Source organism: Mesorhizobium sp. USDA 4413 (assembly GCF_056280365.1).
Map to the genome: position 1 here is coordinate 3,914,063 of NZ_JBVPRP010000001.1, position 24,388 is coordinate 3,938,450.

Consider the following 24,388-nt stretch of genomic DNA (forward strand, 5'->3'; position numbering starts at 1 on the left):
TCAAACGTGTGAGGCGGTCCTGCGACCGCCGTCAATTGCCGTTGATGAAGCGGCGGAAGTAGCGAACCGTCTCGCGGAGCCCATCCTCGAGAGCGACGCGAGGGGACCAGTCCAGCATCGATCGCGCCAGGCCTATGTCGGGTTGCCGCTGGCGGGGATCGTCTTGCGGCAGCGCCTTGAACTCGATTTTGGACTTGCCGCCGGCAATGCCCAGCACAAGTTCGGCCAGTTCCAGGATCGTGACTTCCGCCGGGTTGCCAACGTTGACGGGGCCCACGAAATCGTCGGGCGTGGCCATTATCCGAGCCAGGGCATCCACAAGATCGTCGACATAGCAGAAGCTCCGCGTATGGCTGCCGTCACCATAGATGGTTATCGGCTCGTTCCGCAGCGCCTGGACGATGAAATTGCTGACCACGCGCCCGTCCGACGGGTGCATGCGGGGCCCGTATGTATTGAAGATGCGCACCACCTTGATTGGCACGTTCGACTGACGCCAATAGTCGAAGAACAGCGCCTCGGCACATCTCTTGCCTTCGTCGTAACAGCTGCGGGGCCCGATCGGATTGACATGCCCCCAATAGGCCTCGGTCTGGGGATGGACGTGCGGGTCCGCCATAGACCTCGGATGTCGAGGCCTGAAGGATCCTGGCCCTGGAGGCGCGTGCGAGATCGAGCATGTTGATCGCGCCATAGACGCAGGTCCGGGTCGTCTCGATCGGAATGCGCTGGTAATGAACAGGCGATGCCGGGCAGGCGAGATTGAAGATCTGATCCGTTTCGACTTTGAGAGGCAGGGTAACGTCGTGCCTCAGAAACTCGAAACGTGGATTGCCCAACAGGTGGCGGATGTTTTCCTCCAAGCCGGTGGAAAGGTTGTCGGCGCATATGACCTGCCGTTCCTGTGTTAGCAGCAGGTCGCATAGATGCGAGCCGATGAAGCCCGCCCCACCCGTTACAAGAACCTTCACAATAATCCCCGTAACCGTCGCCCTTTGGTGTCTATAGCCCCGGAAACCCGAAAGTGTCAGCACCGAAATAACGGGCCTGGACCATCGGTGGGAGGGGAAAAGGTGGCTGCGCCTATCCCGCCCGCCGCATCGCCTTCAGGATCGCCTCGTCGCGCTCGACGTTGAGCTTGCTTTCGAAGTCGAAATGCCAATCCCTTTCGCGCGGCGCTGAAGTCGAGGCGTCGCCGCGCCGGATTTTCTGGTCGAGGTCGGCGAGCGAGCGCGACCAATAGTGATTGATCCTCAATATATCGAGATTGGGAGGCATGCCGGGGACTATGGCCCGTCGATGGGTATCAACCCCTTCGCCGGACAGGAATTTCGACAGATGGACGCCCGGCTTGTAGACCATGCGGGGGTTGACGATTGTCTTGACTGTCGTGATGTCCGGCCCGGCCCGCATCGTGTAGGCTTCGACCACCGGACCCTTAGGCCTTTCGACATGGCCGGAGGAACCGAAAAACGCTTCCCAGACGCAGACGCCCGGCAGGTCGCGATAGTCCCTGAGAACGGAGCGCACGTCACGCCCGTCGGGCGCGAAAAGAAACTCGTCGATATCGAACAGCCCGATCCACAGCGCTTCACGCCAGTGTCTGCGGATACAATCCTTATAGGCCGACAACTGCCCCACCGGCCGCGGCCAATCGATCAGCGTGACCAGCCCTTCCTGGATGAACGGCTCCAGCACCGTCCTAAAGTCGTCGGTGGAGAAGTTATTGTAGAGGTAGAAATGCTCAAATCCCACACTGCGGTGGAAGCTGATCCATTCGGCCAGGAACGGCGCTTCCTCTCGGAAGATGGCGCAGGCCGTCAGGTTGAACCGTGGGGCTTTCGACACCGCCCGGTCGCGCAATCTCGCACGCATGACAAGCGGCATGCGAACAAAGGCCTTGAGAGATTTTCCGAAATTTTTCACTGCGGTACCCTTAAGCGCGGTCGAGGATGGTTGCCACGGCGCCATGGGCTCGCATGGTCTATCCCCGCTTGCGCAACTCCGGGTGCATCTCGATCTCGCGGGCAAGCGAGACCGCGGCGTTTACATAGGGCTCCTGCCGGGCGACGCTCCAATATTTGAGCTCGTCGAGTGGGATGTTCTCGCCCGTCACCGCGCAGCGCACGAAGGAGCCGGGACTGGTGACCTGGAAGTCGCCGTCGAGATAGCGGATCCGGGCTTCCCTGCCGCCCGGGCCTTCGAAACGGTTCATCATGAAAGGACGCTTGCGTTCATCGGGTTTCAATCGCCACAAATCGCCGGCAACGTCAAGCTTGACGCAATGCTCATGCAGTATGGCTCAAGCGCAAAAATGGTTCCGGAAGCCGGCATGGAAATCTCCTCGACCCGCTTGAGCACGCTGATCGGTGAAGCGCTCACCGCGCAGGCGGTGCCGTCGCCCAGGGCCGATCCGGCGGCGGCTGCCTTGATCAAGACACTGGTCCAGCCGCCCGCGCCCTCGACGGGGCAGGCGGCGCAAATCGCAGCCCAGTCCCTGCAAAGCGCTCAGCCGCGCCCTGCCGCCCAGGTATCGCAGCGCCTGTCGTCCTCAGAGGTCGAGAATGCTTACCGCGCCGTCATGGAGCCCGATGCCGCCACCGACGATGCGCCGGCAAGGCCGTCGACGGGCAGGGCGGCGATGGATGCCGATCTTACTCCGCGCCGCTTCGCCTCACCACAGGCAGCGGTTGCCGACAATGCGTCCAGGCCTGCGCCGGCATTGTCGACATTTTCGCCGGCCATCGCTTCCGCCGCTATGCTGGTCGCGGCCAACGCCAATGCGCCGCAGCCTCACGGTGCCGCTGTCCGTCCGGCAGGTCACGCGCCGCGCTCCGATTCTGTCCCGGTGTCGCTCTGGACGATATCGGTCGTCACGGCCATCGTCTCGGCCGTGACGGCCACCATCATGGTTTTGTTGCTGCGCTGATCCCGCCCAAAAGCAATTCCAGGAAAAGTGTGGGCGGTTTTTCCGTCCGGAATTGCGTCAAATGGCAACTAAGAAGATAGAGGGGTTCGCCGTTTCCGTGAAACGGTGAAACGCTCTAGACATCATCCTGCAGGAAAGCTTCGAGCTTTTCCGGAGCAAGCCCCGCCTGTTCGGCGATGCGCCTGGCAAGGTCGGCCGCCGCCGCGCGCGGCCGGCCGACCGGGCGGTCCATCCAATAAGACACCGGATTGAGCGCAACGCGCTCATCGACGCCAACGATCCGGCCGGATCGAAGCTGGTCCGCCGTCAGCGGTGGCCGCGCCAGCGCGATGCCCAGCCCGTGCGCCGCCGCGTCCAGCACCAGATTATAGTCTTCGAAACGCCTGTCCTGCGGACGCGGACGGTAATCTATGTCCTGTGCGGCAAACCATGCGCGCCATGCGGACGCGTCGGAATCGTTGATCAGCGGGAATTTCAAAAGCCGGGTAGGATCGCCACGCCCGATCTCCTTGGCGAGCTCCGGCGAGGCGATTGGAAAAATCTGCTCCTCGAAAAGCTGCACCGAGACGCGACCGGGAATGCGGCCGCGCCCGCAGCGCACCGAAAGATCGATGCCTTCGTCGGCCAGGTCGGCCTGACGGTTGTCGACATCGAGCACGATGCGCAGCTTGGTCGGATGGTTCTCCAATGCGGCCATGCGCGGCATCAGCCAAAGCCCGCTGACCGAAGGGATCGAGGCCAGCCGCACCACGGCGGTGCCGCGCGGCTCGACCCAGCGGTCGGAGTTGAACGAGATCAGCGCGAAGGCCTCGGCGGTCCTCAAATGCAGGCGGTTGCCCTCGATCGTCAGCGTCACGCCGCGCGCATTGCGCTCGAACACCTTCAAGCCAAGCCAGTCCTCCAGCTTGGCGATCTGGCGGCTCACCGCGCCATGGGTGAGATTGAGTTTTTCGGCCGCCGCGGAAAAGCTCCCCGTGCGCGCCGCCGCGTCGAAGGCGCGCAACGTCTCGAGCGGCAATATCTGATCTGAGCTGTGATCCATGCTCACAGCTGACCCTCGAATTGGTCGTTTGTCAATTGGCCGGCAATGGCGTCTTCTGCGTCCATGGCACAGAAAGACGAGGTTACGGCAATGAGCGCTTACACCGGCACGTTGAATGAAACACAGCGCATGGACGGCACGGCGGCCGTCGCGGTGGCGCTGACGGTGCTCGGCTGGGCCTCCGCCTTCCCGGCGATCCGCGCCGGCCTTGCCGCCTTCCAGCCGCTGGAGCTCGGCGCGCTGCGCTTCGCCATCGCGGCCGTGCCGGCGGCGATCTTCCTTGCGGTGAAGCGCCCGGCGCTGCCCAGGATCGACGAGCTGTGGCGCTTTGCCTTTGGCGGCGCGATCTTCGTCGCGCTCTACACCGCCATGCTCAATTTCGGCGAGCTCACCGTCTCGGCGGGCGCGGCCGGCTTCATCATCAATGTCAGCCCGATCTTCACGGCAATCATGGCGATGGCACTGCTCGGCGAGCGCTTTTCCGGCATAGCCTGGCTCGGCACGGTGATCTCCTTCACCGGCATCGGCATCATTGCGGTGGCCGACGGGCAAGGCCTGCATTTCAACGCCGGCGCGCTGCTGGTGCTGGGCTCCGCGCTGTGTTCAGCCGTCAACACCATCGTGCAGAAGCCGCTCTTTGCCCGCCATCATCCGCTGACGATATCCGCTTCCAACATGGTGCTCGGGGCGCTTTGCCTGTCGCCATTCCTGCCCGAGGCGTTCCGTCAGGCTGCCGTCGCCGACCATGCCGGTCTCGGTGCCGTCACCTATCTCGGCATCGTGCCCTCGCTGATCGCCTATGCAGCCTGGGCGACCGCACTCTCCCGCCTGCCCGCCGCGCGCGCCTCGAACTTCCTCTATCTCGTCTCGCCGACCTCCGCCTTGATCGGCTTCTTCTGGCTGGGCGAGGTCCCGTCCCTGCTCGGTATCCTCGGCGGTGCGCTAGCGCTGGGTGGCGTGATCGTGGTGAATTTGAAGAGGTAGACCAGATGGTTGAAGACTTTTTCTGACTCAAGAAAACAGCCGCTTCGAGCGGCTCTTTTCTACCCTCTCATCCGGCCGCTACGCGGCCACCCCTCTCCCCGTCGGGGAGAAGAGATTAGCGCCGGCGCTGAAAGTCTCCTCTCCCCACCGTGGAGAGGTCAGCCGAGCGAAGCGGAGGCTCGGCGAGGGGCCCTGGCGCACTCACCGTCGCCCGAACAGCCTTTCGATGTCGGCGAGCTTGAGCTCGATATAGGTCGGCCGGCCATGATTGCAGGTGCCTGACCCGGGCGTCGCCTCCATCTGGCGCAGCAACGCGTTCATCTCCTCGGCCTTGAGCAGCCGGCCCGAGCGCACCGAACCGTGACAGGCCATGGTCGCGGCTATTCTGTCCAGCCGTTCTTTGAGCGTCTCGACGGTGTCGTTGTCGGCGATCTCGTCGGCGAGGTCCCGCACGAGCTGCTGTACGTTGGTTTCGCCGAGCATCGAGGGCGTCTCGCGCACCGCCACCGCGCCGGGGCCGAAGCGTTCGAGGCCGAGGCCGAACTTGGCCAGTGTCTGCGAATGCATCGCGAGCCGCTCGGCATCCTCTTCCGGCAGGTCGACGATCTCGGGCAAAAGCAGCATCTGCGAGGGCACCGCGCGCGAACGCAGCGCATTCTTCAGCGCCTCGTAGACCAGCCGCTCATGCGCGGCATGCTGGTCGACGATGACGAGCGAATCTCTGGTCTGGGCGACGATATAGTTCTCATGCACTTGCGCGCGCGCCGCGCCCAGCACCGTGCCGAGCAGCGGCTCGGCCGGTTCGGCGGTGCCGGCCCGCGCATCGGCGCTGGCGAGCGGCCCGGTGTCGAAGGCGGCCTGCTCGTTTTCGGCGAAGCCGTTCCGATGCGGCCGTGCCTCGCCCATGTCCAACGGCCGCTGCGCCGAGCGCAGCGGATCGAAGCCTCCGGAGCCGGAAGCGTGATAAGCGGCCTCATAGCTGCGATGGCCGTTGGCCGACCCGGGATGCGAGTAGGGCGCCGCCCCCGGCCGGAACGCCGCCATCATGCCAGCGGCCCCCGTTGTCGCCGCGCGGATGCCCGCGCCGGCCAGCGCCTCGCGGATGGCGCCGACGATCAGCCCGCGCACTAGGCCCGGATCGCGAAAACGCACATCGGCCTTGGCGGGATGGACATTGACGTCGACCGTCGATGGGTCAAGCGACAGGAAGAGCACGGTCACTGCGTGCCGGTCTCGCGGCAGCACATCGGCGAAGGCGCCGCGGATCGCGCCGGCGATCAGCTTGTCGCGCACCGGCCGTCCGTTGACATAGGCATATTGCTGCAGCGCATTGGCGCGTGTGTAAGAGGGGATCGAGACGTGGCCGGCAAGGTGCACGCCGTCACGCATGGCGTCGATGGCAATGGCGTTGTCCGGGAAATCCTTGCCCATCACCTGCGCGACGCGGGCAAGCCGGCCCTCCGGCGTGTCGCTCGTTGCCGGCAGTTCCAGCGTCGAGCGGTCGGCGCCGGCAAGCGTGAAGCGGACAGCGGGAAAGGCAATGGCGATGCGCTTCACCACGTCACTGGTGGCCGAGCTTTCGGCGCGCTCGCCCTTCATGAATTTTAGCCTTGCCGGCGTGGCGAAGAAAAGGTCGCGCACCTCGACCGTCGTGCCGCGATTGGCGGCCGCCGGCTTCACCGCCGAGACACGGCCCCCGTCGATGCCGATCTCGGCCGCGCTGTCGCTGCTTGCCGTGCGCGAGCGGATCGACAGCCGCGCGACCGAACCGATCGAGGGCAGCGCCTCGCCGCGGAAGCCCAGCGAGCGGATATCGTGGATGTCGTCGGCGAGCTTGGAGGTGCAGTGCCGCGCCACCGCCAGCGCCAGTTCCCGTTCGGGAATGCCCGAGCCGTCATCGGTGACGCGGATGAGGTTCAGCCCGCCGCCGGCGGTGACGATCTCGACTCTGCTGGCACCCGCGTCGAGTGCATTCTCGACCAGCTCCTTCACCACGCTTGCCGGACGCTCGATGACCTCGCCGGCGGCGATCTGGTTGATCATCGTTTCGGAAAGCTGGCGGATGGGCATGAGGGGATTATAGGCGGATTCGAATGGCGTGGGGGAGGGGGCAGTTCACGCCTGCGCCACCAGCCAGTCCCTGACCCTGCGTGCATTGTCGCTGAGGTCGCGGTTCTTCGGCCAGATGACGTGGAAGCCGATGCCGGTTCTCATGACATGATCGGTCACCACCACCAGCAGCCCCGATGCCACCAGGCGCTCGACCAGATGCCGCCATCCGAGCGAGATGCCTTGCCCTTCCATCACCGCCTGGATCACCAGCGCATAGTCGTTGATGCGCAAGCCGCGCTCCGCATTGCGCAGGCTGGTTCCGGCGGATGCGAACCATTCGTCCCAGGTCGGCGCCTCGCGATAGGGCTCCTCGAGATGGATCAGCCGGTGGGTGGCCAGTTCCTCTACCGTCTTCGGCATGCCGAATTTGGCGAGATAGCTCGGCCCCGCGACCGGAAAGATCTCTTCGTCGGAGAGCGACAGCGAATGATAGTCCGGCCAATCGCGCGGCACGCCGCCGCGCACCCCGAGCGGTATGCCCTCGGCGATGATGTCGAGGTCGCGGTCGGCGGTCTGGATGCGCAGATCGATCCCCGGCAGTTCGTCGCGGAACTGCTGCAAGCGCGGCATCATCCAGAACGAACCGAAAGCGGTCGAGGCGGCTAACGTCACATGCCCGCCGGTCGCCTGCAGGCGAAGGTCCTCCGCCGATTTGCGGATATGAGACAGGCCGAGCGAGACATCGGCATGGAACCGCTCGCCGGCTTCGGTCAGAAGCACCTGGCGGTGGCGCCGCTGGAACAGCTTGGCGCCGAGCTGCTCCTCCAGGCCGCGCACGGCATAGGAAACGGCGGCCTGCGTCATGCCGAGCTCGCGCCCGGCGGCGGTGAAACTGGAAAGCCGGCCGGCGGCTTCGAAAACGACGAGGCTGCCGGCCGAGGGCAGGAGGTGGCGCAGGCTTCGCATAAGCACAACTTATACAGAAGATCAGGATTTTCCAGCGTCACAGCCATATTTTGTCTCGCTAACGTGAGTGGCGGGAAGAAGGAGGCTCCATGAACGCACCGGCCGTTGAATTGACCGAACAGACCCACCGCCGCGGCGGCGGCCGTCTTGGCCGAAAGGCGCTGAGAAGCGCGCCGATCGCGTCCTTCCCGACCCTCGTGCGCAAGATCCCCGCCTACGAGATCGTGCCGGACGAGGCGGTGGAACTGATCCACGAGGAATCGCTCAAGGTCCTCGAGGAGGTGGGCTGCGAATTCCGCGACGACGGGGCGATCGCGCTCTGGAAGGCCGCCGGTGCCGATGTCAGGCAAACGCGTGTCCGCATCGATCGCGCGCTTTTGATGGAGCTGGTCTCGAAGGTTCCGGCGGAGTTCACGCTGAATGCCCGCAATCCCGAGCGCACCGTGCGCGTCGGCGGCAAGAACTCGATCTTCGTGCCGATGTATGGCGCGCCCTATGTCCGCGACCTCGACAACAAGCGCCGCTACGGCACGCTCGCCGACCTCAACAATTTCCACAAGCTCGCCTATATGGCGCCGGCGCTACATTCGTCCAGCTCGGTCATCTGCGAGCCGATGGAAATTGCGGTGCCGAAGCGGCATCTCCACATCATCCACTCGGCGCTGAAGCACTCCGACAAGCCGTTCATGGGCATCGTGACGTCCAAGGAGCGGGCCGAGGACACGATGGCGATGGCTGCAATCGTCTTCGGCGAGGAGTTCGTGCGCGACAATCCGGTGCTGGTGGCGATCACCAACTGCAATTCGCCTCTGGTGTGGGACGCCACTATGATCGACGCCATGCGGGTCTATGCGAGCCACAACCAACCGCTGATCCTGGCGCCCTTCGCGCTCTGCGGCGCCTCGACCGCGGCCTCCGCCGTCGGTGCGGTGGCGCAGGTCAACGCCGAGGCGCTTGCCGGCGTGGCATTGACCCAGCTCATCCGGCCCGGCTCGCCGCAGATCTATGGCCAGTTCATGGTCACCGTCGACATGAAGACCGGCGCGCCGATGGGCGGCACGCCGGAAGCGGCGCAGATGATGTATCTGATGGGCGCGCTGGCCAGGAAGTACAAGCTGCCGTGGCGCACCTCCGGCTTCCATGTCGGCTCCAAGCTCAACGACGCCCAGGCCGGCTACGAGGCGAACATGCTGATGCATGCGGCGATCCTTTCCGGTGCCAATTACATCTGGCATTCGGCCGGCTGGCTGGAGGCGGGGCTCACCTGCGGCTATTCGAAATTCGCCATAGACTGCGAGCAGCTGGTCGGCTGGTACAAATACGCCGGCGGCGTATCCTTCGACGATTTCAAGGACGCTATGGCGGCGATCCGCGAGGTCGGTCCGCAAGGGCATTTCCTCGGCACCCAGCACACGCTCGAGCATTTTGAGAGCGCCTTCTTCATGCCCAACATCATGGACTTCAATTCCTTCGAGCAGTGGACTGCCGAAGGCGCGAAGGACCATGACACGCGAGGCCTTGAAAAGGCGCGCGCCATGCTCGCCGACTACCAGGAGCCGAAGCTCGACGAGGGCATTGCCGAAGGTCTCAGGGATTTGATCGCGCGGCGCGAGGAAAGGCTGCCGGACAGCATTAGTTGATAGAGACGACAGTCCAAGCAAACGGGCGAAAAGACCTGATCAAACCAATGGGAGAAAGAGAATGACACTGTTCAGAAGCAATGGCGACCGGGTACCGGCCGCGATCGAAGCGATGGCGGAGGAGGCGCGCGCGGGGCGTGTCGACCGGCGCGAATTCCTGGCGCTGGCAAGCGCCTTCGGCGCATCGACGGCTTTCGCCTATGGCATGATCGGCCTTGCCGCGCCGACCAAGGCGCTCGCCGACGAGCCGAAGAAGGGCGGAACGCTGCATGTCGCGATGTCGGTCAAGGCGCAGAAGGATCCGCGCACCTATGACTGGACAGAGATGGCGAACGTCACCCGCTGCTGGCTGGAGCCGCTGGTACGCTACACGCACCAGTTCACCTTCGAGCCGGTCCTGCTCGAGAGCTGGGACGTCAATGACGACGCCACCGAATACACGCTGCATCTGCGCAAGGGCGTCACCTGGAACAATGGCGATGCCTTCAATGCCGATGACGTGGTCGCCAACCTGAACCGCTGGTGCGAGAAGGGGGCTTCCGGCAATTCCATGGCCGCCCGTGTCGGCGCGCTGATCGACACCAAGACCGGTAAGGCCAAGGATGGCGCGATCACCAAGGTCGATGACCATACGGTCAAGCTGAAGCTCGTCGAACCCGACATCGCCATCATTCCCGGCTTCACCGACTATCCGGCGCTGGTCGTGCATCGCGACTTCGACAAGGACGGCGCCGATCCGATCAAGAAGCCGATCGGCACCGGAGCCTTCGAGCTGGTATCTTACGCGGTCGGGTCGAAGGCTGTCGTCAAGCGCCGCGAGAACGGCAAATGGTGGGGCGGCGAAGCACCGCTCGACGGGGTCGAGTTCATCGACTACGGCACCGACTTCAACGCCACGCTGAACGCCTTCGATTCCGGCGAGATCGACCTCGACTTCGAAACGCCGGCCGACTTCATCGACGCTCTCGACAAGATGGATCTGGTGAAATCAGAGGTCGCGACCGCGACGACGCTCGTTGCCCGCACCAATATCACGCATAAGCCCTATGACGACAAGCGGGTCCGCAACGCGCTGCAGATGGCGGTCGACAACAACCAGGTGATGCAGCTCGGTTATAGTGGCCGTGGTACGGTCGGTGAGAACCATCACGTCGCCCCGATCCATCCCGAATACTACCCGCTGCCCAAGAAGCAGCGCGACGCCGCCGGCGCCAAGAAGCTGATGGCGGAAGCCGGCCAGGCCGACTTCGAGCATGAACTGATCACCGTCGAGGACGAATGGCAGAAGAACACCGGCGACGCGATTGCCGGCCAGCTGCGCGAGGCCGGCATCAAGGTGAAGCGGACGGTGCTGCCCGGTTCGACCTTCTGGAACGACTGGACGAAATATCCTTATTCCATGACCATCTGGTACATGCGCCCGCTCGGCGTGCAGGTGCTGGCGCTGGGCTACCGCACCGGCGAGGCCTGGAACGAGACGGCCTATTCCAATCCGGAGTTCGACGCCAAGCTCAAGGAGGCGCTGTCGCAGATCGACGTAGCCAAGCGCAAGGAGGTGATGAAGGACGTCGAGGCGATCCTGCAGGACTCTGGTGTCATCGTCCAGCCCTTCTGGCAGAAGCTCTACTGTCACATGAACAAGAAGGTGAAGAACTATTCGATGCACCAGACCTACGAAATGGATTTCCAGAACGTCTGGCTGGATGCCTGACCGCGCCTGGCCTTCATGAGCCGCAAAAAAGGCGATATGCAGGATGCGTGGTGGCAAGCGTGCTGCCACGCACCGAACCCCGGAGAACCTGCATGAAGCCGATAGTGCTTGCCGCTGTCCTTTCGATTGCCTTGCCTGACGCCGCGCTTGCCGGGCCTGCGTCCAACGCCGTGAAGTTCTTCTACGTGCCCGCGGTGAAGTTCGAGGCGGACGCCAAATACCGTGATCGTTTCACCGAGCCGGTCACCAGGCTGTTCGAAGCCAACGACAAGGCGCAGAAGGAAAAGCCCGACGAGGTGTCCTGCATCGACTTCGACCCAGGCCTCGACGCCCAGGATTTCGACCAGAAGACCCTGTCGAAGACGCTGAAGCTCACCGAGGCCGTCAATGGCGACACCGCCGAGGTGACGGCAAGCTTCAATCTCTTCCCGGAAGGCGATGACTCAAAAAGGGAAATGGTGTGGTCGCTGAAGAAACTGGACGGCAAGTGGAAGATCGCCGACATCAGCTCCAAGACCAACGATTGGAAGCTCAGCGCGCTGGAATGCGGCGCCTCGACGGAGTGATGCCGTGCTTCGCCGCCTCGTCCTCGCGCTGGCGAGCTTGTCGATGCTGGCCGCGGGGCTGAGCGGCGGCGCCTCGGCGCAGGGGCTCTTCGGCGCGCCGCCGCCAAAAGCCTCATCCGGCGACAATGCGCCAGCGGATAACGGTTCGCCGCTGGCCGTACCGCCGGCTGCGCAAACCAAACCGGCCGAACTGCCGCCTCCCGCGCCTGTCCTGCCCGGATCGCCCACGGCGGTGGTCAAGCCCTTCTACGAGCATCTTGGTCTCGAGCTCGATCCCGCCCAGCGCAAGAACTTCATCGACCCGGCGAAAACCGTTCTCGACAAGAGCGACGCGCTGCGCGCCTCGGGGCAGGGCGAGTGCCTCGATCCCAACATGGCGCTGGACAATGCCAACTATGACAAGCTCGCCATCGACAAGAGTCTGCGCACCATCGAGGCCGTCAATGGCGACGAATCCAAGGTGGTGGTCGCCTTCGTCGTCGAGGGCCACCAGCACCGGCTGGAATGGAAGCTGAAGAAAGTCGGTGGGGCCTGGAAAGTCGCCGACCTTCTGTCAGTCACCGGTGAGTGGGCGCTGAGCCAATACCAGTGCGAATGATGGCGGTCAGCTCAACCGCGCCCGCGATAGGGCGCCACGCCGGTGTCGGGCAGCCAGGCATCCTTGGGCGGCGCGCCGGTCTGCCAGAATACGTCGATCGGGATGCCGCCGCGCGGGAACCAGTACCCGCCGACGCGCAGCCAGAGCGGCTTGGTCGCCCCCACGATGCGGCGGCCGATCATCACCGTGCACTCTTCATGGAAGGCGCCATGGTTGCGGAAAGAGGTCATGAACAGCTTCAGCGACTTCGATTCCACCAGCGTCTTATCGGGCGCGTAATCGATGACGATGTGGGCGAAGTCGGGCTGGCCGGTGACCGGGCAGAGCGAGGTGAATTCGGGGCAGGTGAAGCGCACGATCGCCGGCGGACCGTCGCCGCGCTGGAACGGCACGGTCTCCAGGACCGCCTGTTCGGGGCTCTGTGGCGTCTCGACGTGCTTGCCGAGCTGGGTGAGGTTCTTGGCGTCGGTCATGGGTGGCTCCTTGCTCCCGGCCGCTGGAAACGCAGTTCAACGGCGGCGGGCGCGAAAACGAAGGTTGAAAGAAGCGTTGCGGTCCTCTCGGGCACAGCGCGTTTGGCCGCTCATTAGCATCGGACCGAAAAGTGCGCAGCGGTTTTCGGATGAATCCGATGCGTGAAATGGAAGCGGGAGCGCTCACCTCCCGCACAATTTGAACGGCAGGAAGACAATGACCAGCAACGACCCGCTTCTCCAACCCTACCAGCTCAAGCATCTGACGCTGAAGAACCGAGTGATGTCGACCAGCCATGAGCCGGCCTATTCCGAGGACGGCATGCCGAAGGAGCGCTACCGGCTCTATCACGCAGAGAAGGCCAAGGGCGGCATGGCGCTCACCATGACGGCTGGCTCGGCGATCGTCTCGCGCGACAGCCCGGCCGCTTTCGGCAATCTGCATGTCTATGACGACCGCATCGTGCCCTGGCTCGCCGAACTGGCGGATTCCTGCCACGAGCATGACTGCAAGGTGATGATCCAGATCACCCATCTTGGGCGCCGCACCGGATGGAACAAGGCGGATTGGCTGCCGGTGCTGTCGGCCTCGCCGGTGCGCGAGCCGGCGCATCGCGCCTTCCCGAAGGCCATCGAGGACTGGGACATCGAGCGCATCGTCGCCGATTATGCCGCGGCTGCGCAGCGCTGCCAGGCGGCCGGCCTCGACGGCATCGAGTTCGAATCCTACGGCCATCTGATGGACGGCTTCTGGTCGCCTTTGACCAACCATCGCGACGACGAGTTCGGCGGCTCGCTCAACAATAGGCTGCGCTTCACCGATATGGTGCTCGACGCCGTGCGCGCCGCCGTCGGCGATAAATTCATCGTCGGCATCCGCATGGTCGCCGACGAGGACTTTGAAAATGGCATCTCGAAGGAAGTGGGCGTCGAGATCGCCAGGCGCCTGGCCTCATCCGGCAAGGTCGACTTTCTCAACATCATCCGCGGCACGATCGAAACCGACGCGTCGCTGACCAAGGTCATCCCGGTGACGGGCATGCGCTCATCGCCGCATCTCGATTTCGCCGGCGAGGTGAGGGCGGCGACGAAATTCCCGACCTTCCATGCGGCCCGCATTTCCGACGTCGCCACCGCCCGCCACGCCATCGCCAGCGGCAAGCTCGACATGGTCGGCATGACGCGCGCCCACATCGCCGATCCGCATATCATCAAGAAGGTGATGGAAGGCCGCGAGCATGAGATCCGCCCTTGCGTCGGCGCCACCTATTGCCTCGACCGCATTTATGAAGGCGGTGAGGCGCTGTGCATCCACAACGCCGCGACCGGCCGCGAGGCGACCATTCCGCACATCATCGCGAAGAGCGAAGGACCAAAGAAAAAGGTCGTGGTGGTGGGGGCGGGCGCCGGCGGCCTGGAAGCCGCGCGTGTCGCCGCCGAGCGCGGCCACCAGGTGACGGTGCTCGAAGCTTCCAGCCAGGCAGGCGGCCAGGTGCGCTTGGCGACCCAGAACCCGCGCCGCAAGGAGCTGATCGGCATCATCGACTGGAGGTTGGCCGAGCTCGACCGCCTCGGTGTCGAGATCCGCTACGACACCTGGGCCGAGAAGGACGATGTGCTGGCGCTGTCGCCGGACGTGGTCATCGTGGCGACGGGCGGCGTGCCGCAGAACCCGCCGCTGACGGCCGGCGACAATCTCGTTACGTCGAGCTGGGACATCATGGCCGGCAGCGTCAAGCCGGCCGAGAATGTCCTGCTCTACGACGATAATGGCGGCCATCAGGGCATGGGCGCGGCCGAACTCATCGCCAACAGCGGCTCGAAGCTGGAACTGGTCTCGCCGGAGCGCTTCTTCGCGCCGGAAATGGGCGGCATGAACCACGTGCCCTATATGCGCGCCTTCCACGAGAAAGGCGTCACCGTCACCATCAACACAAGGCTGCGCTCCGTGCGGCGCGAAGGCAACCAGCTCGTTGCCGAGCTGGCGTCGGACTTCGCTGACGGCTGGCGCGGCGAGCGGCGCGTCGACCAGGTCGTGGTCGAGCATGGCACCGCGCCGCTCGACGATCTCTATCTGTCGCTCAAGCCCCTGTCGAAGAATCGCGGCGCGGTCGATTACGAGCGCCTTGTGAGCGGCGGCGAGATTTTTCCGCCGCGCAATCCCGAAGGTGGCTTCGTGCTGTTTCGCATCGGCGACGCGGTCGCCTCGCGCAACATCCACGCCGCCATCTATGACGGCATCCGGTTCGGGATCAGGATCTGACTGACAAGCCGCAGCTCAAATCGAGGCGGCAGGAAAAGCGCCGTACGGGGTTGGGTATCGGTTGCGGGTACCGCGCCCTCTGCGGTCGGCTGTTCACTGCGGCGCCAAAAGCATTTGTATATGCTTGTATGTATAACCAAGGATCGGTTAGTCTGCGAGCGAGGGCAGGCCGGCAAGGCCAAGGAGGATCGACATGCGCAATGCTTCCCTCTTCGACCTGTCGGGCAGGAAGGCGCTCGTCACCGGCGCCAGCCGCGGCATCGGGCGCGGCATCGCCGAGGCGCTGAGCGCGGCCGGCGCCGCTGTCGCCGTCACGGCGCGCAGCCTTGCTTCGCTGGAGGAGACGACGGCGGCGATCAGGGCCGCCGGCGGGGTTGCGCATGCCATTGCCCTGGACGTTACCGACGTCGCCCGCTGCCGCGCCGCGACCGCCGAGGCCGCCAACCTGCTTGGCGGTCTCGATATCCTGGTCAACAATGCCGGCATGGAAGAGGTCAGGCCTTCGCTCGATGTCGATGAAGCGCTCTGGGACCGCATTGTCGATACCAACCTCAAGGGCGCCTTCTTCTGCGCCCAGGCCGCCGCCCGCCACATGCGCGATGCCGGAAGGCCCGGCGCCATCATCAACCTGTGCTCGCTGACCTCCGAAGTCGGCATACCCACGGCTGTGCCCTACGGCTCGTCGAAGTCGGGCCTGCTCGGCATGACGCGGGCGCTGGCGGCGGAATGGGCGGGTCTCGGGATCAGGGTGAACGCCATTGCACCCGGGTATTTCAGGACGGCGATGACGGAAGTGTTCTACGCCGACGAGGCGTGGCAGCAATCGATGCTGGCCAAAATACCGCAGCATCGTTTCGGCGATCTTTCGGATCTGCACGGGATCGCGGTGTTCCTGGCCTCGGATGCCTCGGCCTACATCACAGGTCAGTCGTTTCCGGTGGACGGGGGTTTTCTTGCCTCGATCTGAAGCGGCTTGCGGTGGCCAGCTTGGCGGCAGGGCGCAGGAAAATACTGGCCGCCATTATACATACATGTATATACTTTTCCCGTGTTTCTGAGGAGCAGCGATGTCCGAGATCAGCTTCCACGACCTCTCTTCCGCCAGCGCCGAACGGCGGGCGAGCCTGCTGAAGCGCGCCGAGGCCGACCTCTCGGCCTTCGCCGAGAAGGTCCGCCCGATCCTCGAGGCGGTCAGGACGGAAGGCGACGCGGCCTTGCTCCGCTTCGTCAGGGATCTGGACAAGGCCGATGTGGCCGCGGGCAGTCTGAAGGTTTCGGAAGCGGAGTTCGACGCCGCCTTCGGCAAGGTCGACAAGGATGTCATCGACAGCATCCGGTTTGGCATCGCAAACATCAGGCATTTCCATGAGGAGCAGCGTCCCGAGACGATGTGGCTCAAGGAGGTCCGTCCCGGTGCCTATGCCGGCGACCGCTACACGCCGATCGCCTCGGTCGCGCTCTACGTTCCGCGCGGCAAGGGCGCCTTTCCGTCGGTGACGATGATGACCTCCGTTCCGGCCGTCATCGCCGGCGTGCCGCGGATCGCCATCGTGACGCCGCCGACCGCGGACGGTTCCGTCGATGCCGCGACCCTGGTCGCCGCACGGCTCGCCGGGGTCGAGACGGTCTACAAATGCGGCGGCGCGCATGCGGTCGCGGCTGTCGCCTATGGCACCGAGACGGTGAAGCCCGCGCTCAAGATCGTCGGGCCTGGCAGCCCCTGGGTGGTTGCGGCAAAAAGCCTGCTCTCCTCGATCATCGACACCGGTCTTCCGGCCGGGCCGTCGGAAGCGATCATCTTCGCCGACGACAGTGTCGACGGCGGCCTCGCCGCGCTCGATCTTCTGATCGAGGCCGAGCACGGACCGGATTCCTCCGCCTATCTCGTGACGCACAGCCGCAAGGTCGCCGACGCTGCCTTGGCAGCACTTCCCGAGCACTGGTCCCGCATGAGCGAGCAGCGGGTCGAGTTTTCGCGCGCAGTGCTGACCGGCAGGCGCGGCGGCATCGTGCTGACCGCTTCGCTGGAGGACAGCTACCGCTTCATTAACGACTATGCGCCCGAGCATCTCGAGATCCTGTCCAAGGAGCCGTTCGCGCATCTCGGCCACATCACCGAGGCCGCCGAGATCCTCATGGGGCCGCACACGCCGGTGACGCTCGCCAATTTCGTCCTCGGGCCGAACGCGGTGCTGCCGACCAGCCGCTGGGCGCGCACCTACGGGCCGCTTTCGGTGACGGATTTCCTCAAGCGCTCGTCGGTCGGCTATGTGACCTCGACCGCCTATCCGGAGCTTGCCGGCCATGCCCGCAGGCTCGCCCGCTATGAGGGCTTCAGCTCGCATGAGAACGCGGTCTCGGAAATCCGCGACCGCTATCTCGGCGCCTGACGGACCGGCATGATGAAGGCCGCCAGACTCCACGGCCCCGGCGACCTGCGCGTCGAAGATATCGCCGCGCCAGGGGCTCCCGACGCCGGCTGGGTGAAACTCAATGTCGATGCCGCAGGCATCTGCGGTTCTGACCTCCACAATTTCCGCACCGGACAGTGGATAAGCCGCGTGCCGTCGACGGCCGGCCACGAGCTGACCGGCACGGTGGTCGCGGTCGGCGCGGGGGTCGACACGGTCGCCGTGGGCGATCGGGTCGTCGCCGATTCCCGTTTCTGGTGCGGAGAGTGCGTGCAGTGCCGCGCCGGCAGGCGGCATCTGTGCGCCGCGCTGGGCTTCGTCGGCGAAGTCTGCGACGGCGGCTTTGCCGAAGAGGCGCTCCTGCCTGCGCGTCTGCTGCATGTCATCGACGCCGCGCTCGACGAAAGGGTGGCGGCGATGGCCGAGCCGCTCGCCGTGGCGCTCCATGCCGTGCGGCGCCTGCCAAAGACGGCGGGTTGCGTGCTTGTCGTTGGCTGCGGCACCATCGGCGGCCTGGCGGCGCTGCTCTTGTCGCGGACGTTCCCGGGCAGGGTGCTGATCGCCGACCGCAACAAGGCCCGCTGCGAGCGCGTCGCCCGGGTGACCGGCGCCACCATCGTCGATCTCGACCGCGGCGCCGTCGCCGCCGCGACCGCCGATGCGCCTTTGCTTGCGGCCGTCGAGGCCACCGGCAGTATCGCCGCGCTCGACCAGTTGCTGGGTGTTCTGGGCTCCGGCGCCACTGTCGCGCTGGTCGGCATTTTCCACGGGCGCCTCGACATCGACCCCAACGTGCTGGTCGAACGCGAGATCGGGCTCCTGGGATGCCACGCCTTTGCCGACGAACTGCCCGACGCCATCCGCATGCTGGCGGAGCTGTCCGGGCCGCTGATCAGCCTAATCGATCGCGAGATCGGCCTGGACGATATTCCCGCCGCTTATGAGCGTCTTTTGGCGGGGCAGGGCGACGGCTTGAAAACCATTATCCGGATGCGGCGGCCTGCCGGCGCGTGATTGCCGACAGCTTGCAGGAAAGGACTTTCGAAAATGAGTGCTTTGCCCGATACGGCCAGCCCCCTCTACGAGAAGGTCAAGGACTACATCCTGACCAACATCGGAACCGGCAAGTGGAGCACGGACCGCAAGCTGCCGTCCGAAAATGAATTCGTCGCGGCGCTCGGCGTGTCGCGGATGACCGTTCACCGCGCCTTGCGGGAGTTGACCTCGGCCGGCTTCCTGATCCGGCTGCAGGGCGTGGGGACATTCATCGCGCCGCCCCGGCCGCAATCGACGCTGATCGAGATCAACAACATCGCGGCCGAGATCGTCGCGCGCGGCAACAGGCATCGCTCCGAGGTTCTCGTCCTCGAAAGGATCATGCCGACCAAGGAGCTCTCGCTGTCCTTCGAATTCGCCAAGCGCGCGGCGATCTATCATTCGGTTGTCGTCAACTTCGAGAACGACCTGCCCGTGCAGCTGGAAGAGCGCTTCGTCAATCCGAGCCTGATACCGGACTACGACAAGCAGGATTTCTCGAAGACGGCTACCTACGATTACCTGATGCAGAAGACGCCGGTGACCGAGGTCGAGCATATCATTTCCGCTGTCCCGGCCGATGCCGAGACGGCGCGGCGCCTCGCCATCGACATCGGCAGTTGCTGTCTTCTCCTGCATCGCCGGACCTGGACCGGCGCGGTCGTCGCCACCATCAGCAAGCTCACCTATGTCGGTAGCCGCTACTCGCTCGGCAGCCGCTATTCTCCGTCGCGCAAGACCTGAGACGGGTGGGGCGGTTCATGCCTCCGGCGCCGGTCATGAAGGGGCAGGGATCGGGTTGCCAAAATGCTGCCAAGCGCACGGAAATCAGCCTCTCCAGCTTGTATATGCATGTATGTATTTTAGCCTTGACATCCATTGCCGCCGACGTTGAATATCGTTTCACTTCCCTCGACGTGGCAGGTAAGACGCCGAGGCACAGTGCCGCAAGAAGCAGAAGCCGCATTCTACCGGACAGGAAGTTTGGTTCAAAAAAGCGGTCTGAATCATCAAGGGGAACAAAGATGATGCGTAACCTCACAGGACAATTCCGGGCGCTCGTGGTGGCGGCCACCGTCGGCTTCGCCCCGCTGGCCCACGCCGCCGATACGGCCATTCCCGCGACGCCCGAGGCTGGATCGTTCAAGATCGGCATCGAGCCGTGGCTGGGCTACGGCCAGTGGCATGTCGCCGAAGCCAAGGGCCTGTTCAAGGCGAGCGGTCTGTCGGACGTCCAGATCGTCAACTTCACCGAGGACAAGGACATCAACGCCGCCCTGGCGAGCGGCCAGCTCGACGCGGCGAACATCGCTACCCACACCGCCATGGGCATGGTTGCGGCCGGCCTGCCGGTCAAGATCGTGTTGCTGCTCGACGTCTCGATGACCGCTGACGCCATGATCGCCGGCAAGGACGTCAACTCGATCGCCGATCTCAAGGGCAAGCAGGTCGCCTTCGAGGAAGGCACGACCAGCGACATCCTGCTGAAATACGCGCTGGCCAAGAACGGCATGTCGATCGCCGACGTCCAGCCGGTGCCCATGCCGGCGGCGGATGCCGGCAGCGCGCTGATCGCCGGCCGCGTCCCGGTCGCGGTCACCTATGAGCCCTATCTCACCACGGCCAGGGCGCAGAACAAGGACGTCAAGCTTCTCTTCACCGCCGGCGAGGATCCCGGCCTGATCAGCGATGTGCTGGTGGTGCGCGACGAGGTCATCAAGTCGCGGCCCGGCCAGGTGCTTGCCATGATCAAGGCCTGGGACGCCGCGCTCAAGGACTACAATGCCGACACGCCCGGCGGCCGCGCCATCATCTCCAAGGCGGTGGGCTCGAGCGTCGAGGACCTGAACACCGCCTTCGACGGCGTGCGCTACTATTCGCTTGCCGAGAACAAGGGCGCGCTGACGGGCGATTTTTCCACCAAGACATTCGCCGACGTCGAGGCCGCCGCCAAGAATGCCGGGCTTCTCCAGTCCGACGTGACGCCGGAGCAGATGATCGATCCGGCCTTCGTTAAGGCCGCGCAGTAGGCCGGGTCGTGGCGGCCGCCGAGATGTCCGACGAGCCTGCCGGCAAAGCGAGCCAGCCTGGCGCGGCGACGGGACCTGCCGCCAGGCAGGCGACGCGCCGCCGCCGATCCTCCGGGATCGGAGCGCCGATCGCGCGCTCCCGTTTCCTGATCATCGCCGTGGCCGTCTTTGCCGGTCTCGGCCTCGCCTGGTGGGCGGCGACGGGGCTCGACCTGGTCAAGCCGATCTTCCTGCCGTCGCCCGCCAGCGTGGCAACGCAGCTCGGCAAGCTCTGGGCCGACGGCACGCTGCTGACCGATCTCAAGGCCTCGATCTACCGTATTTCGGTCGGCTTCCTGATCGCCTCGGCGCTGGCTATCCCGATCGGCGTGCTGATCGGCAGCTTCAGGGCCTGGGAAGCTGCCATCGAGCCGCTTGTGGACTTCATCCGCTACATGCCCGTCGTGGCATTCGTGCCCCTCTCCATCCTGTGGGCGGGGACGAGCGACGTCCAGAAATTTCTAATCATCTTCATCGGCACCTTCTTCCAGCAGGTGCTGATGATCATGGACAACGTCAAGCGCGTGCCGGGCGACTTCGTCGGTCTCGGCAGGACGCTCGGCCTGCCGGATCGCAAGATCCTGACGCGCATCGTGGTGCCCAGCGCCTTGCCGGGCATCTGGGACACACTGCGCATCAGCCTAGGCTGGGCCTGGACCTGGCTCGTGCTGGCCGAACTCGTCGCGGCGACGTCCGGGCTCGGCTATCGCATCACCGTCTCACAGCGCTATTTCCAGACCAACACCATCATCGGCTACATCCTTCTGCTCGGCATTCTTGGCCTGATCACCGATCAGGTCATGAAGGCGCTGGGCAAGGTGCTGTTCCGTCAGGACAGCCGTTCATGACGAGGCAAGGCCAATGAATTCCCCCAAGCTGCGGATCAAAGGTCTCCACAAGAGCTTCGGCACCGGCGCGCGGCGCACCGAAGTGCTGCGCGACATCAATCTCGACCTCGCCGACAACGAGTTCATTTCGCTGGTCGGCACGTCGGGCTGCGGCAAGAGCACGCTGCTGTCGATCGTCGCCGGACTGCAGGATTTCGACTCCGGCGATCTCGACATCGACGGGTCGCCGATCCTGAGGCCGGGTCTCGATCGCGGCGTCGTTTTCCAGTCTTATACGCTGCTGCCCTGGCTGACGGCGCAGCAGAACATCGAGTTCGCCCTCAAGGCCGCCGGCCATGACCGTGCCACCTGCCGCAGGATCGCGCTTGAGCATCTCGACCTGGTCAAGCTCCCGCACTCGGCCAATCTCTATCCATCCGAACTTTCGGGCGGCATGAAGCAGCGCGTCGCCATTGCGCGCGCGCTTTCCTACCGCCCCAAGATGCTGCTGATGGACGAGCCCTTTGGTGCGCTCGATGCCCTGACCAGGCATCAGATGCAGGAGCTGCTCACCCAGATATGGGAGGAGCACAGGCTAACCGTGCTCTTCGTCACCCACGACGTCGAAGAGGCCGTCTATCTGTCGGACCGCATTGTCGTGATGGGCATCGGCCCGGGGCGCATCATGCGAACTTTCGACGTCGACATCGAGCGCCCGCGCCGCGAAGAGGTCATGGAGAGCGCCACTTTCATGGACCTGCAGCGCAATGTTCACAAGGCGATTCGCGAGGCCTCCAGGCGCCCCGAAATGGCTTAGGCGGTTCCTCTCTCAAGTCCACCGGCTTGTGACGCGCAACGGACCTTTGCAAGGAGAGCCACCTGCCGCTTCGGTCCGCTGCGCGCCGCGCCCGGTCGGTTTCGCCGGCCGTGCGATGTCAAAACAGCTTGGCGGTCGCCATGCAAAACACGGTGATGACCAGCAGCCCGCCCGCGATGCGTTCGCCCCTGTTCATTTTCGCCCGCAGCTCAGTCTGCGTCGCTTGATCGGCGCCGGCCAACTGTCTGCTGGAGGAGGCGACAAGGGCGCCCTGCACCCCGGCGGCGATCAGCGCCGTCATAATGCCCAGCGCCAGCACCTTCTCCATCGGGCCGAACGCGCCCTCATGGAAGAAATACCAGAGCAGTATGCCGGTCAGGAAAACCACGCCGGAGGCGCCGAGTTGCGGCCGGATGAAGCGCTCCGCCTTGATCTCCGGATCGCGGGCAACAGCGATGGTCGTGCCGGCCCAGAACACGCCGGCCATGACATGCAGGCCGATGGTGATGATGTAGACATATTGCATGACCGCATTCCTCTCTGCCGCCCGCTGCCTGCGCGCCACAACATGATGCTGCGTCATCGTTAAGACAAAGTTAGATGTCTAACGATTAGATGTCAATGCGTGCAGCCGAATTCCACCATGCCATTGCTTGCTCTACTGTCAGGTCATGACACCGTTTGACCGCCCACCCGTCGGCATGAATCTCGCCCGCACCTCGAAAGTGGTGGCGCAGGCTTTCGATGCCGCCATGGCCGAGGCCGGCGGCACGCTGCCGGTCTGGCTGACCTTGCTTTCGGTCAAATCGAAGGAACTCGCGAACCAGCGCGAGCTTGCGGGCATGATCGGCATCCAGGGCGCGACGCTCACCCACCACCTCAATGCCATGGAAGCGCAAGGGTTGCTGACACGCCGCCGCGATCCGGAAAACCGCAGGGTCCATCAGGTGGCGCTGACCGAGGCCGGCGAGGTATTGTTCGAGAAATTGCGCCTTGCGGCGGTCGCCTTCGACAAGCGGCTCCGGGCCGGTCTGCCGGATGAACGGCTCGCGGAATTCGCCGAGGTGTTGGCGGCGCTTAGGCGCAACGCCGAATCGTCTCAGTCGTAACCCGCTATCGCCCCGAAAGCGTAATGGCGCAGCCTGAGCGCCGCGATCAACGCCGTCAGTTTCGCCTTGCCGTCGAAGGCGTCCTGGAACATTTCGTCATGCATGAGCAGGATCAGCTTGTTCGGCCTGGCGAAGTGACCGTAAGCGAACAGATGGTCGATCTCGCTGACCAGATGGTCGACGCTCTGCACCGGCTTGCCGCTGTCCTCAATGCACCCATTCGTGGTCCCAGCCATAGAGCCAGAAACCGGACGCCGCGACAAATTCATAATCCGGATCCTCGCGCCCGGCCTCAGCCAGCCCGAGCGAATTGTCGTTCTTCGAGTAATTGGGCAGCCGGAACACATCGCGTCCCGGCAGCCGCGCATGCACGGCCGGCGTCAGGCCGAGCACGGCATTGGCCCTTAGCGTGTCGGCGACCACGCCTTCGGTATCGCCGTAGAAATGCCGGTAGTGATTGTAGGCATGGCTGTAGCTGTGGTTGCCGATCGTCACCAGCGGCATCGATTTTGCCCGTTGCAGCAGCGCCCGGTTGGTGGCGTTCGCCTCTGCATGCATGCCGACCATGAACAGCGTCGCCGGCACCCGCTCGGCCCGCAGCACGTCGAGGATATTGCTGGTGCCGTTCAGCGGACCGTCGTCGAAGGTCAAATATATGGTGCGGTCGGCGGCCAGGGCCGGCGATGCGGCGAACAGCAGTACTAGGACAAGAAGCCGCATCCCTGAAATCCGGTTGTAGTCCTGGGAAGCCGCCATGCCCAGACAAGTTCGTCAAGCTTGGAAGTGCCGAGATGCGTCGAGATTCAGGTCAGGTCGAGTCGAGAATGATGGCTTTCGAGAACCGGAGCGGAGCGCACTTAACGTACGTGAGCACCGGAAGCGCAGAAGGCCCTCAT

24 protein-coding genes and 1 pseudogene are annotated in these 24,388 nt (G+C 64.4%); 15 read left to right on the plus strand and 10 right to left on the minus strand.

The annotated features are described in order from the left end of the window. Nucleotides 1–31: 31 nt before the first annotated feature. The 3 genes and pseudogenes from ACVMIM_RS19045 to ACVMIM_RS19055 form a co-directional block, all read right to left on the minus strand. A pseudogene (locus ACVMIM_RS19045) lies at nucleotides 32–974 on the minus strand (UDP-glucuronic acid decarboxylase family protein). Nucleotides 975–1,083: 109 nt separating this feature from the next. Continuing rightward, the gene (locus tag ACVMIM_RS19050) at nucleotides 1,084–1,887 is read right to left on the minus strand and encodes a glycosyltransferase family 92 protein (protein WP_476113867.1); all 804 of its coding nucleotides are present in this window, start codon (nucleotides 1,885–1,887) and stop codon (nucleotides 1,084–1,086) included. Nucleotides 1,888–1,984: 97 nt separating this feature from the next. Further along, the gene (locus ACVMIM_RS19055; protein WP_040986608.1) at nucleotides 1,985–2,218 is read right to left on the minus strand and encodes a DUF2093 domain-containing protein; all 234 of its coding nucleotides are present in this window, start codon (nucleotides 2,216–2,218) and stop codon (nucleotides 1,985–1,987) included. 114 nt (nucleotides 2,219–2,332) lie between these two features. Between ACVMIM_RS19055 and ACVMIM_RS19060 the strand changes: the two genes are divergently transcribed. Next, nucleotides 2,333–2,929 (plus strand): hypothetical protein, encoded by a 597-nt coding sequence (locus ACVMIM_RS19060; protein WP_476113868.1) that lies wholly within the window; start codon nucleotides 2,333–2,335, stop codon nucleotides 2,927–2,929. Nucleotides 2,930–3,044: 115 nt separating this feature from the next. On the opposite strand, the gene ACVMIM_RS19065 is transcribed toward ACVMIM_RS19060, so the two are convergent. Further along, a complete protein-coding gene (locus tag ACVMIM_RS19065) occupies nucleotides 3,045–3,971 on the minus strand; it encodes a LysR substrate-binding domain-containing protein (RefSeq protein ID WP_476113870.1) in 927 nt (308 codons plus the stop codon). Between the two features lie 90 nt (nucleotides 3,972–4,061). Here ACVMIM_RS19065 and ACVMIM_RS19070 point away from each other — a divergent pair, with 90 nt between their 5' ends. Then, entirely contained in the window at nucleotides 4,062–4,955 is an 894-nt protein-coding gene (locus ACVMIM_RS19070) for a DMT family transporter (RefSeq protein WP_476113871.1), read from the plus strand. 201 nt (nucleotides 4,956–5,156) lie between these two features. Here the strand turns inward: ACVMIM_RS19070 and mutL are convergent, their stop codons facing one another. Both mutL and ACVMIM_RS19080 read right to left on the minus strand, forming a co-directional pair. Next, nucleotides 5,157–7,025, minus strand: coding sequence for a DNA mismatch repair endonuclease MutL (gene mutL / locus ACVMIM_RS19075; protein ID WP_476113873.1), 1,869 nt, complete (start codon nucleotides 7,023–7,025; stop codon nucleotides 5,157–5,159). Between the two features lie 45 nt (nucleotides 7,026–7,070). Next, nucleotides 7,071–7,973 carry a LysR substrate-binding domain-containing protein gene (locus tag ACVMIM_RS19080; protein ID WP_278050516.1) on the minus strand — a complete coding sequence of 301 codons (903 nt, stop codon included), beginning with the start codon at nucleotides 7,971–7,973 and terminating at the stop codon, nucleotides 7,071–7,073. Nucleotides 7,974–8,062: 89 nt separating this feature from the next. On the opposite strand from ACVMIM_RS19080, the gene ACVMIM_RS19085 reads away from it, so the two are divergent. The 4 genes from ACVMIM_RS19085 to ACVMIM_RS19100 all read left to right on the plus strand — a co-directional run bounded on the left by ACVMIM_RS19085 (nucleotide 8,063) and on the right by ACVMIM_RS19100 (nucleotide 12,488). Beyond that, nucleotides 8,063–9,613, plus strand: coding sequence for a trimethylamine methyltransferase family protein (locus ACVMIM_RS19085; protein ID WP_476113874.1), 1,551 nt, complete (start codon nucleotides 8,063–8,065; stop codon nucleotides 9,611–9,613). Nucleotides 9,614–9,674: 61 nt separating this feature from the next. Continuing rightward, nucleotides 9,675–11,324 (plus strand): ABC transporter substrate-binding protein, encoded by a 1,650-nt coding sequence (locus tag ACVMIM_RS19090; protein WP_476113875.1) that lies wholly within the window; start codon nucleotides 9,675–9,677, stop codon nucleotides 11,322–11,324. 92 nt (nucleotides 11,325–11,416) lie between these two features. Next, nucleotides 11,417–11,890: a DUF3828 domain-containing protein gene (locus tag ACVMIM_RS19095; RefSeq protein ID WP_476113877.1), complete on the plus strand. Its 474-nt coding sequence runs from the start codon at nucleotides 11,417–11,419 to the stop codon at nucleotides 11,888–11,890. Nucleotides 11,891–11,894: 4 nt separating this feature from the next. Further along, nucleotides 11,895–12,488, plus strand: coding sequence for a YqhG/Tai3 family protein (locus ACVMIM_RS19100; protein WP_476113878.1), 594 nt, complete (start codon nucleotides 11,895–11,897; stop codon nucleotides 12,486–12,488). Nucleotides 12,489–12,499: 11 nt separating this feature from the next. On the opposite strand, the gene queF is transcribed toward ACVMIM_RS19100, so the two are convergent. Continuing rightward, the gene (gene queF, locus ACVMIM_RS19105) at nucleotides 12,500–12,961 is read right to left on the minus strand and encodes a preQ(1) synthase (protein ID WP_476113879.1); all 462 of its coding nucleotides are present in this window, start codon (nucleotides 12,959–12,961) and stop codon (nucleotides 12,500–12,502) included. 217 nt (nucleotides 12,962–13,178) lie between these two features. Between queF and ACVMIM_RS19110 the strand changes: the two genes are divergently transcribed. The 8 genes from ACVMIM_RS19110 to ACVMIM_RS19145 all read left to right on the plus strand — a co-directional run bounded on the left by ACVMIM_RS19110 (nucleotide 13,179) and on the right by ACVMIM_RS19145 (nucleotide 22,383). Continuing rightward, nucleotides 13,179–15,224: an oxidoreductase gene (locus ACVMIM_RS19110; protein ID WP_476113881.1), complete on the plus strand. Its 2,046-nt coding sequence runs from the start codon at nucleotides 13,179–13,181 to the stop codon at nucleotides 15,222–15,224. Nucleotides 15,225–15,417: 193 nt separating this feature from the next. Further along, entirely contained in the window at nucleotides 15,418–16,191 is a 774-nt protein-coding gene (locus ACVMIM_RS19115) for an SDR family NAD(P)-dependent oxidoreductase (protein ID WP_476113882.1), read from the plus strand. A gap of 100 nt (nucleotides 16,192–16,291) precedes the next feature. Then, nucleotides 16,292–17,614: a histidinol dehydrogenase gene (hisD, locus tag ACVMIM_RS19120; RefSeq protein ID WP_476113884.1), complete on the plus strand. Its 1,323-nt coding sequence runs from the start codon at nucleotides 16,292–16,294 to the stop codon at nucleotides 17,612–17,614. 12 nt (nucleotides 17,615–17,626) lie between these two features. Continuing rightward, nucleotides 17,627–18,649 carry a zinc-dependent alcohol dehydrogenase gene (locus ACVMIM_RS19125; RefSeq protein ID WP_476113886.1) on the plus strand — a complete coding sequence of 341 codons (1,023 nt, stop codon included), beginning with the start codon at nucleotides 17,627–17,629 and terminating at the stop codon, nucleotides 18,647–18,649. A 33-nt stretch (nucleotides 18,650–18,682) separates the two neighbouring features. Further along, nucleotides 18,683–19,414 carry a histidine utilization repressor gene (gene hutC / locus ACVMIM_RS19130; RefSeq protein WP_476113888.1) on the plus strand — a complete coding sequence of 244 codons (732 nt, stop codon included), beginning with the start codon at nucleotides 18,683–18,685 and terminating at the stop codon, nucleotides 19,412–19,414. Nucleotides 19,415–19,698: 284 nt separating this feature from the next. After that, entirely contained in the window at nucleotides 19,699–20,700 is a 1,002-nt protein-coding gene (locus tag ACVMIM_RS19135) for an ABC transporter substrate-binding protein (RefSeq protein WP_041002560.1), read from the plus strand. A 23-nt stretch (nucleotides 20,701–20,723) separates the two neighbouring features. Next, nucleotides 20,724–21,587: an ABC transporter permease gene (locus tag ACVMIM_RS19140; protein ID WP_476113889.1), complete on the plus strand. Its 864-nt coding sequence runs from the start codon at nucleotides 20,724–20,726 to the stop codon at nucleotides 21,585–21,587. Nucleotides 21,588–21,600: 13 nt separating this feature from the next. Beyond that, a complete protein-coding gene (locus ACVMIM_RS19145) occupies nucleotides 21,601–22,383 on the plus strand; it encodes an ABC transporter ATP-binding protein (RefSeq protein ID WP_476113891.1) in 783 nt (260 codons plus the stop codon). Nucleotides 22,384–22,501: 118 nt separating this feature from the next. Here the strand turns inward: ACVMIM_RS19145 and ACVMIM_RS19150 are convergent, their stop codons facing one another. Beyond that, nucleotides 22,502–22,909, minus strand: a complete 408-nt coding sequence (locus tag ACVMIM_RS19150; protein ID WP_476113893.1) for a hypothetical protein — start codon at nucleotides 22,907–22,909, stop codon at nucleotides 22,502–22,504. Between the two features lie 145 nt (nucleotides 22,910–23,054). Between ACVMIM_RS19150 and ACVMIM_RS19155 the strand changes: the two genes are divergently transcribed. Then, on the plus strand, nucleotides 23,055–23,492 hold the full coding sequence (locus ACVMIM_RS19155) for a MarR family winged helix-turn-helix transcriptional regulator (RefSeq protein WP_476113894.1): 438 nt from the start codon (nucleotides 23,055–23,057) through the stop codon (nucleotides 23,490–23,492). Here ACVMIM_RS19155 and ACVMIM_RS19160 read toward each other — a convergent pair. Both ACVMIM_RS19160 and ACVMIM_RS19165 read right to left on the minus strand, forming a co-directional pair. Continuing rightward, nucleotides 23,483–23,728, minus strand: a complete 246-nt coding sequence (locus tag ACVMIM_RS19160) for a hypothetical protein (protein ID WP_476113895.1) — start codon at nucleotides 23,726–23,728, stop codon at nucleotides 23,483–23,485. The genes ACVMIM_RS19155 and ACVMIM_RS19160 overlap by 10 nt on opposite strands. Continuing rightward, nucleotides 23,700–24,212: a polysaccharide deacetylase family protein gene (locus tag ACVMIM_RS19165; protein WP_476113896.1), complete on the minus strand. Its 513-nt coding sequence runs from the start codon at nucleotides 24,210–24,212 to the stop codon at nucleotides 23,700–23,702. Before ACVMIM_RS19165 ends, ACVMIM_RS19160 begins: the two co-directional genes overlap by 29 nt. Nucleotides 24,213–24,388 lie beyond the last annotated feature (176 nt).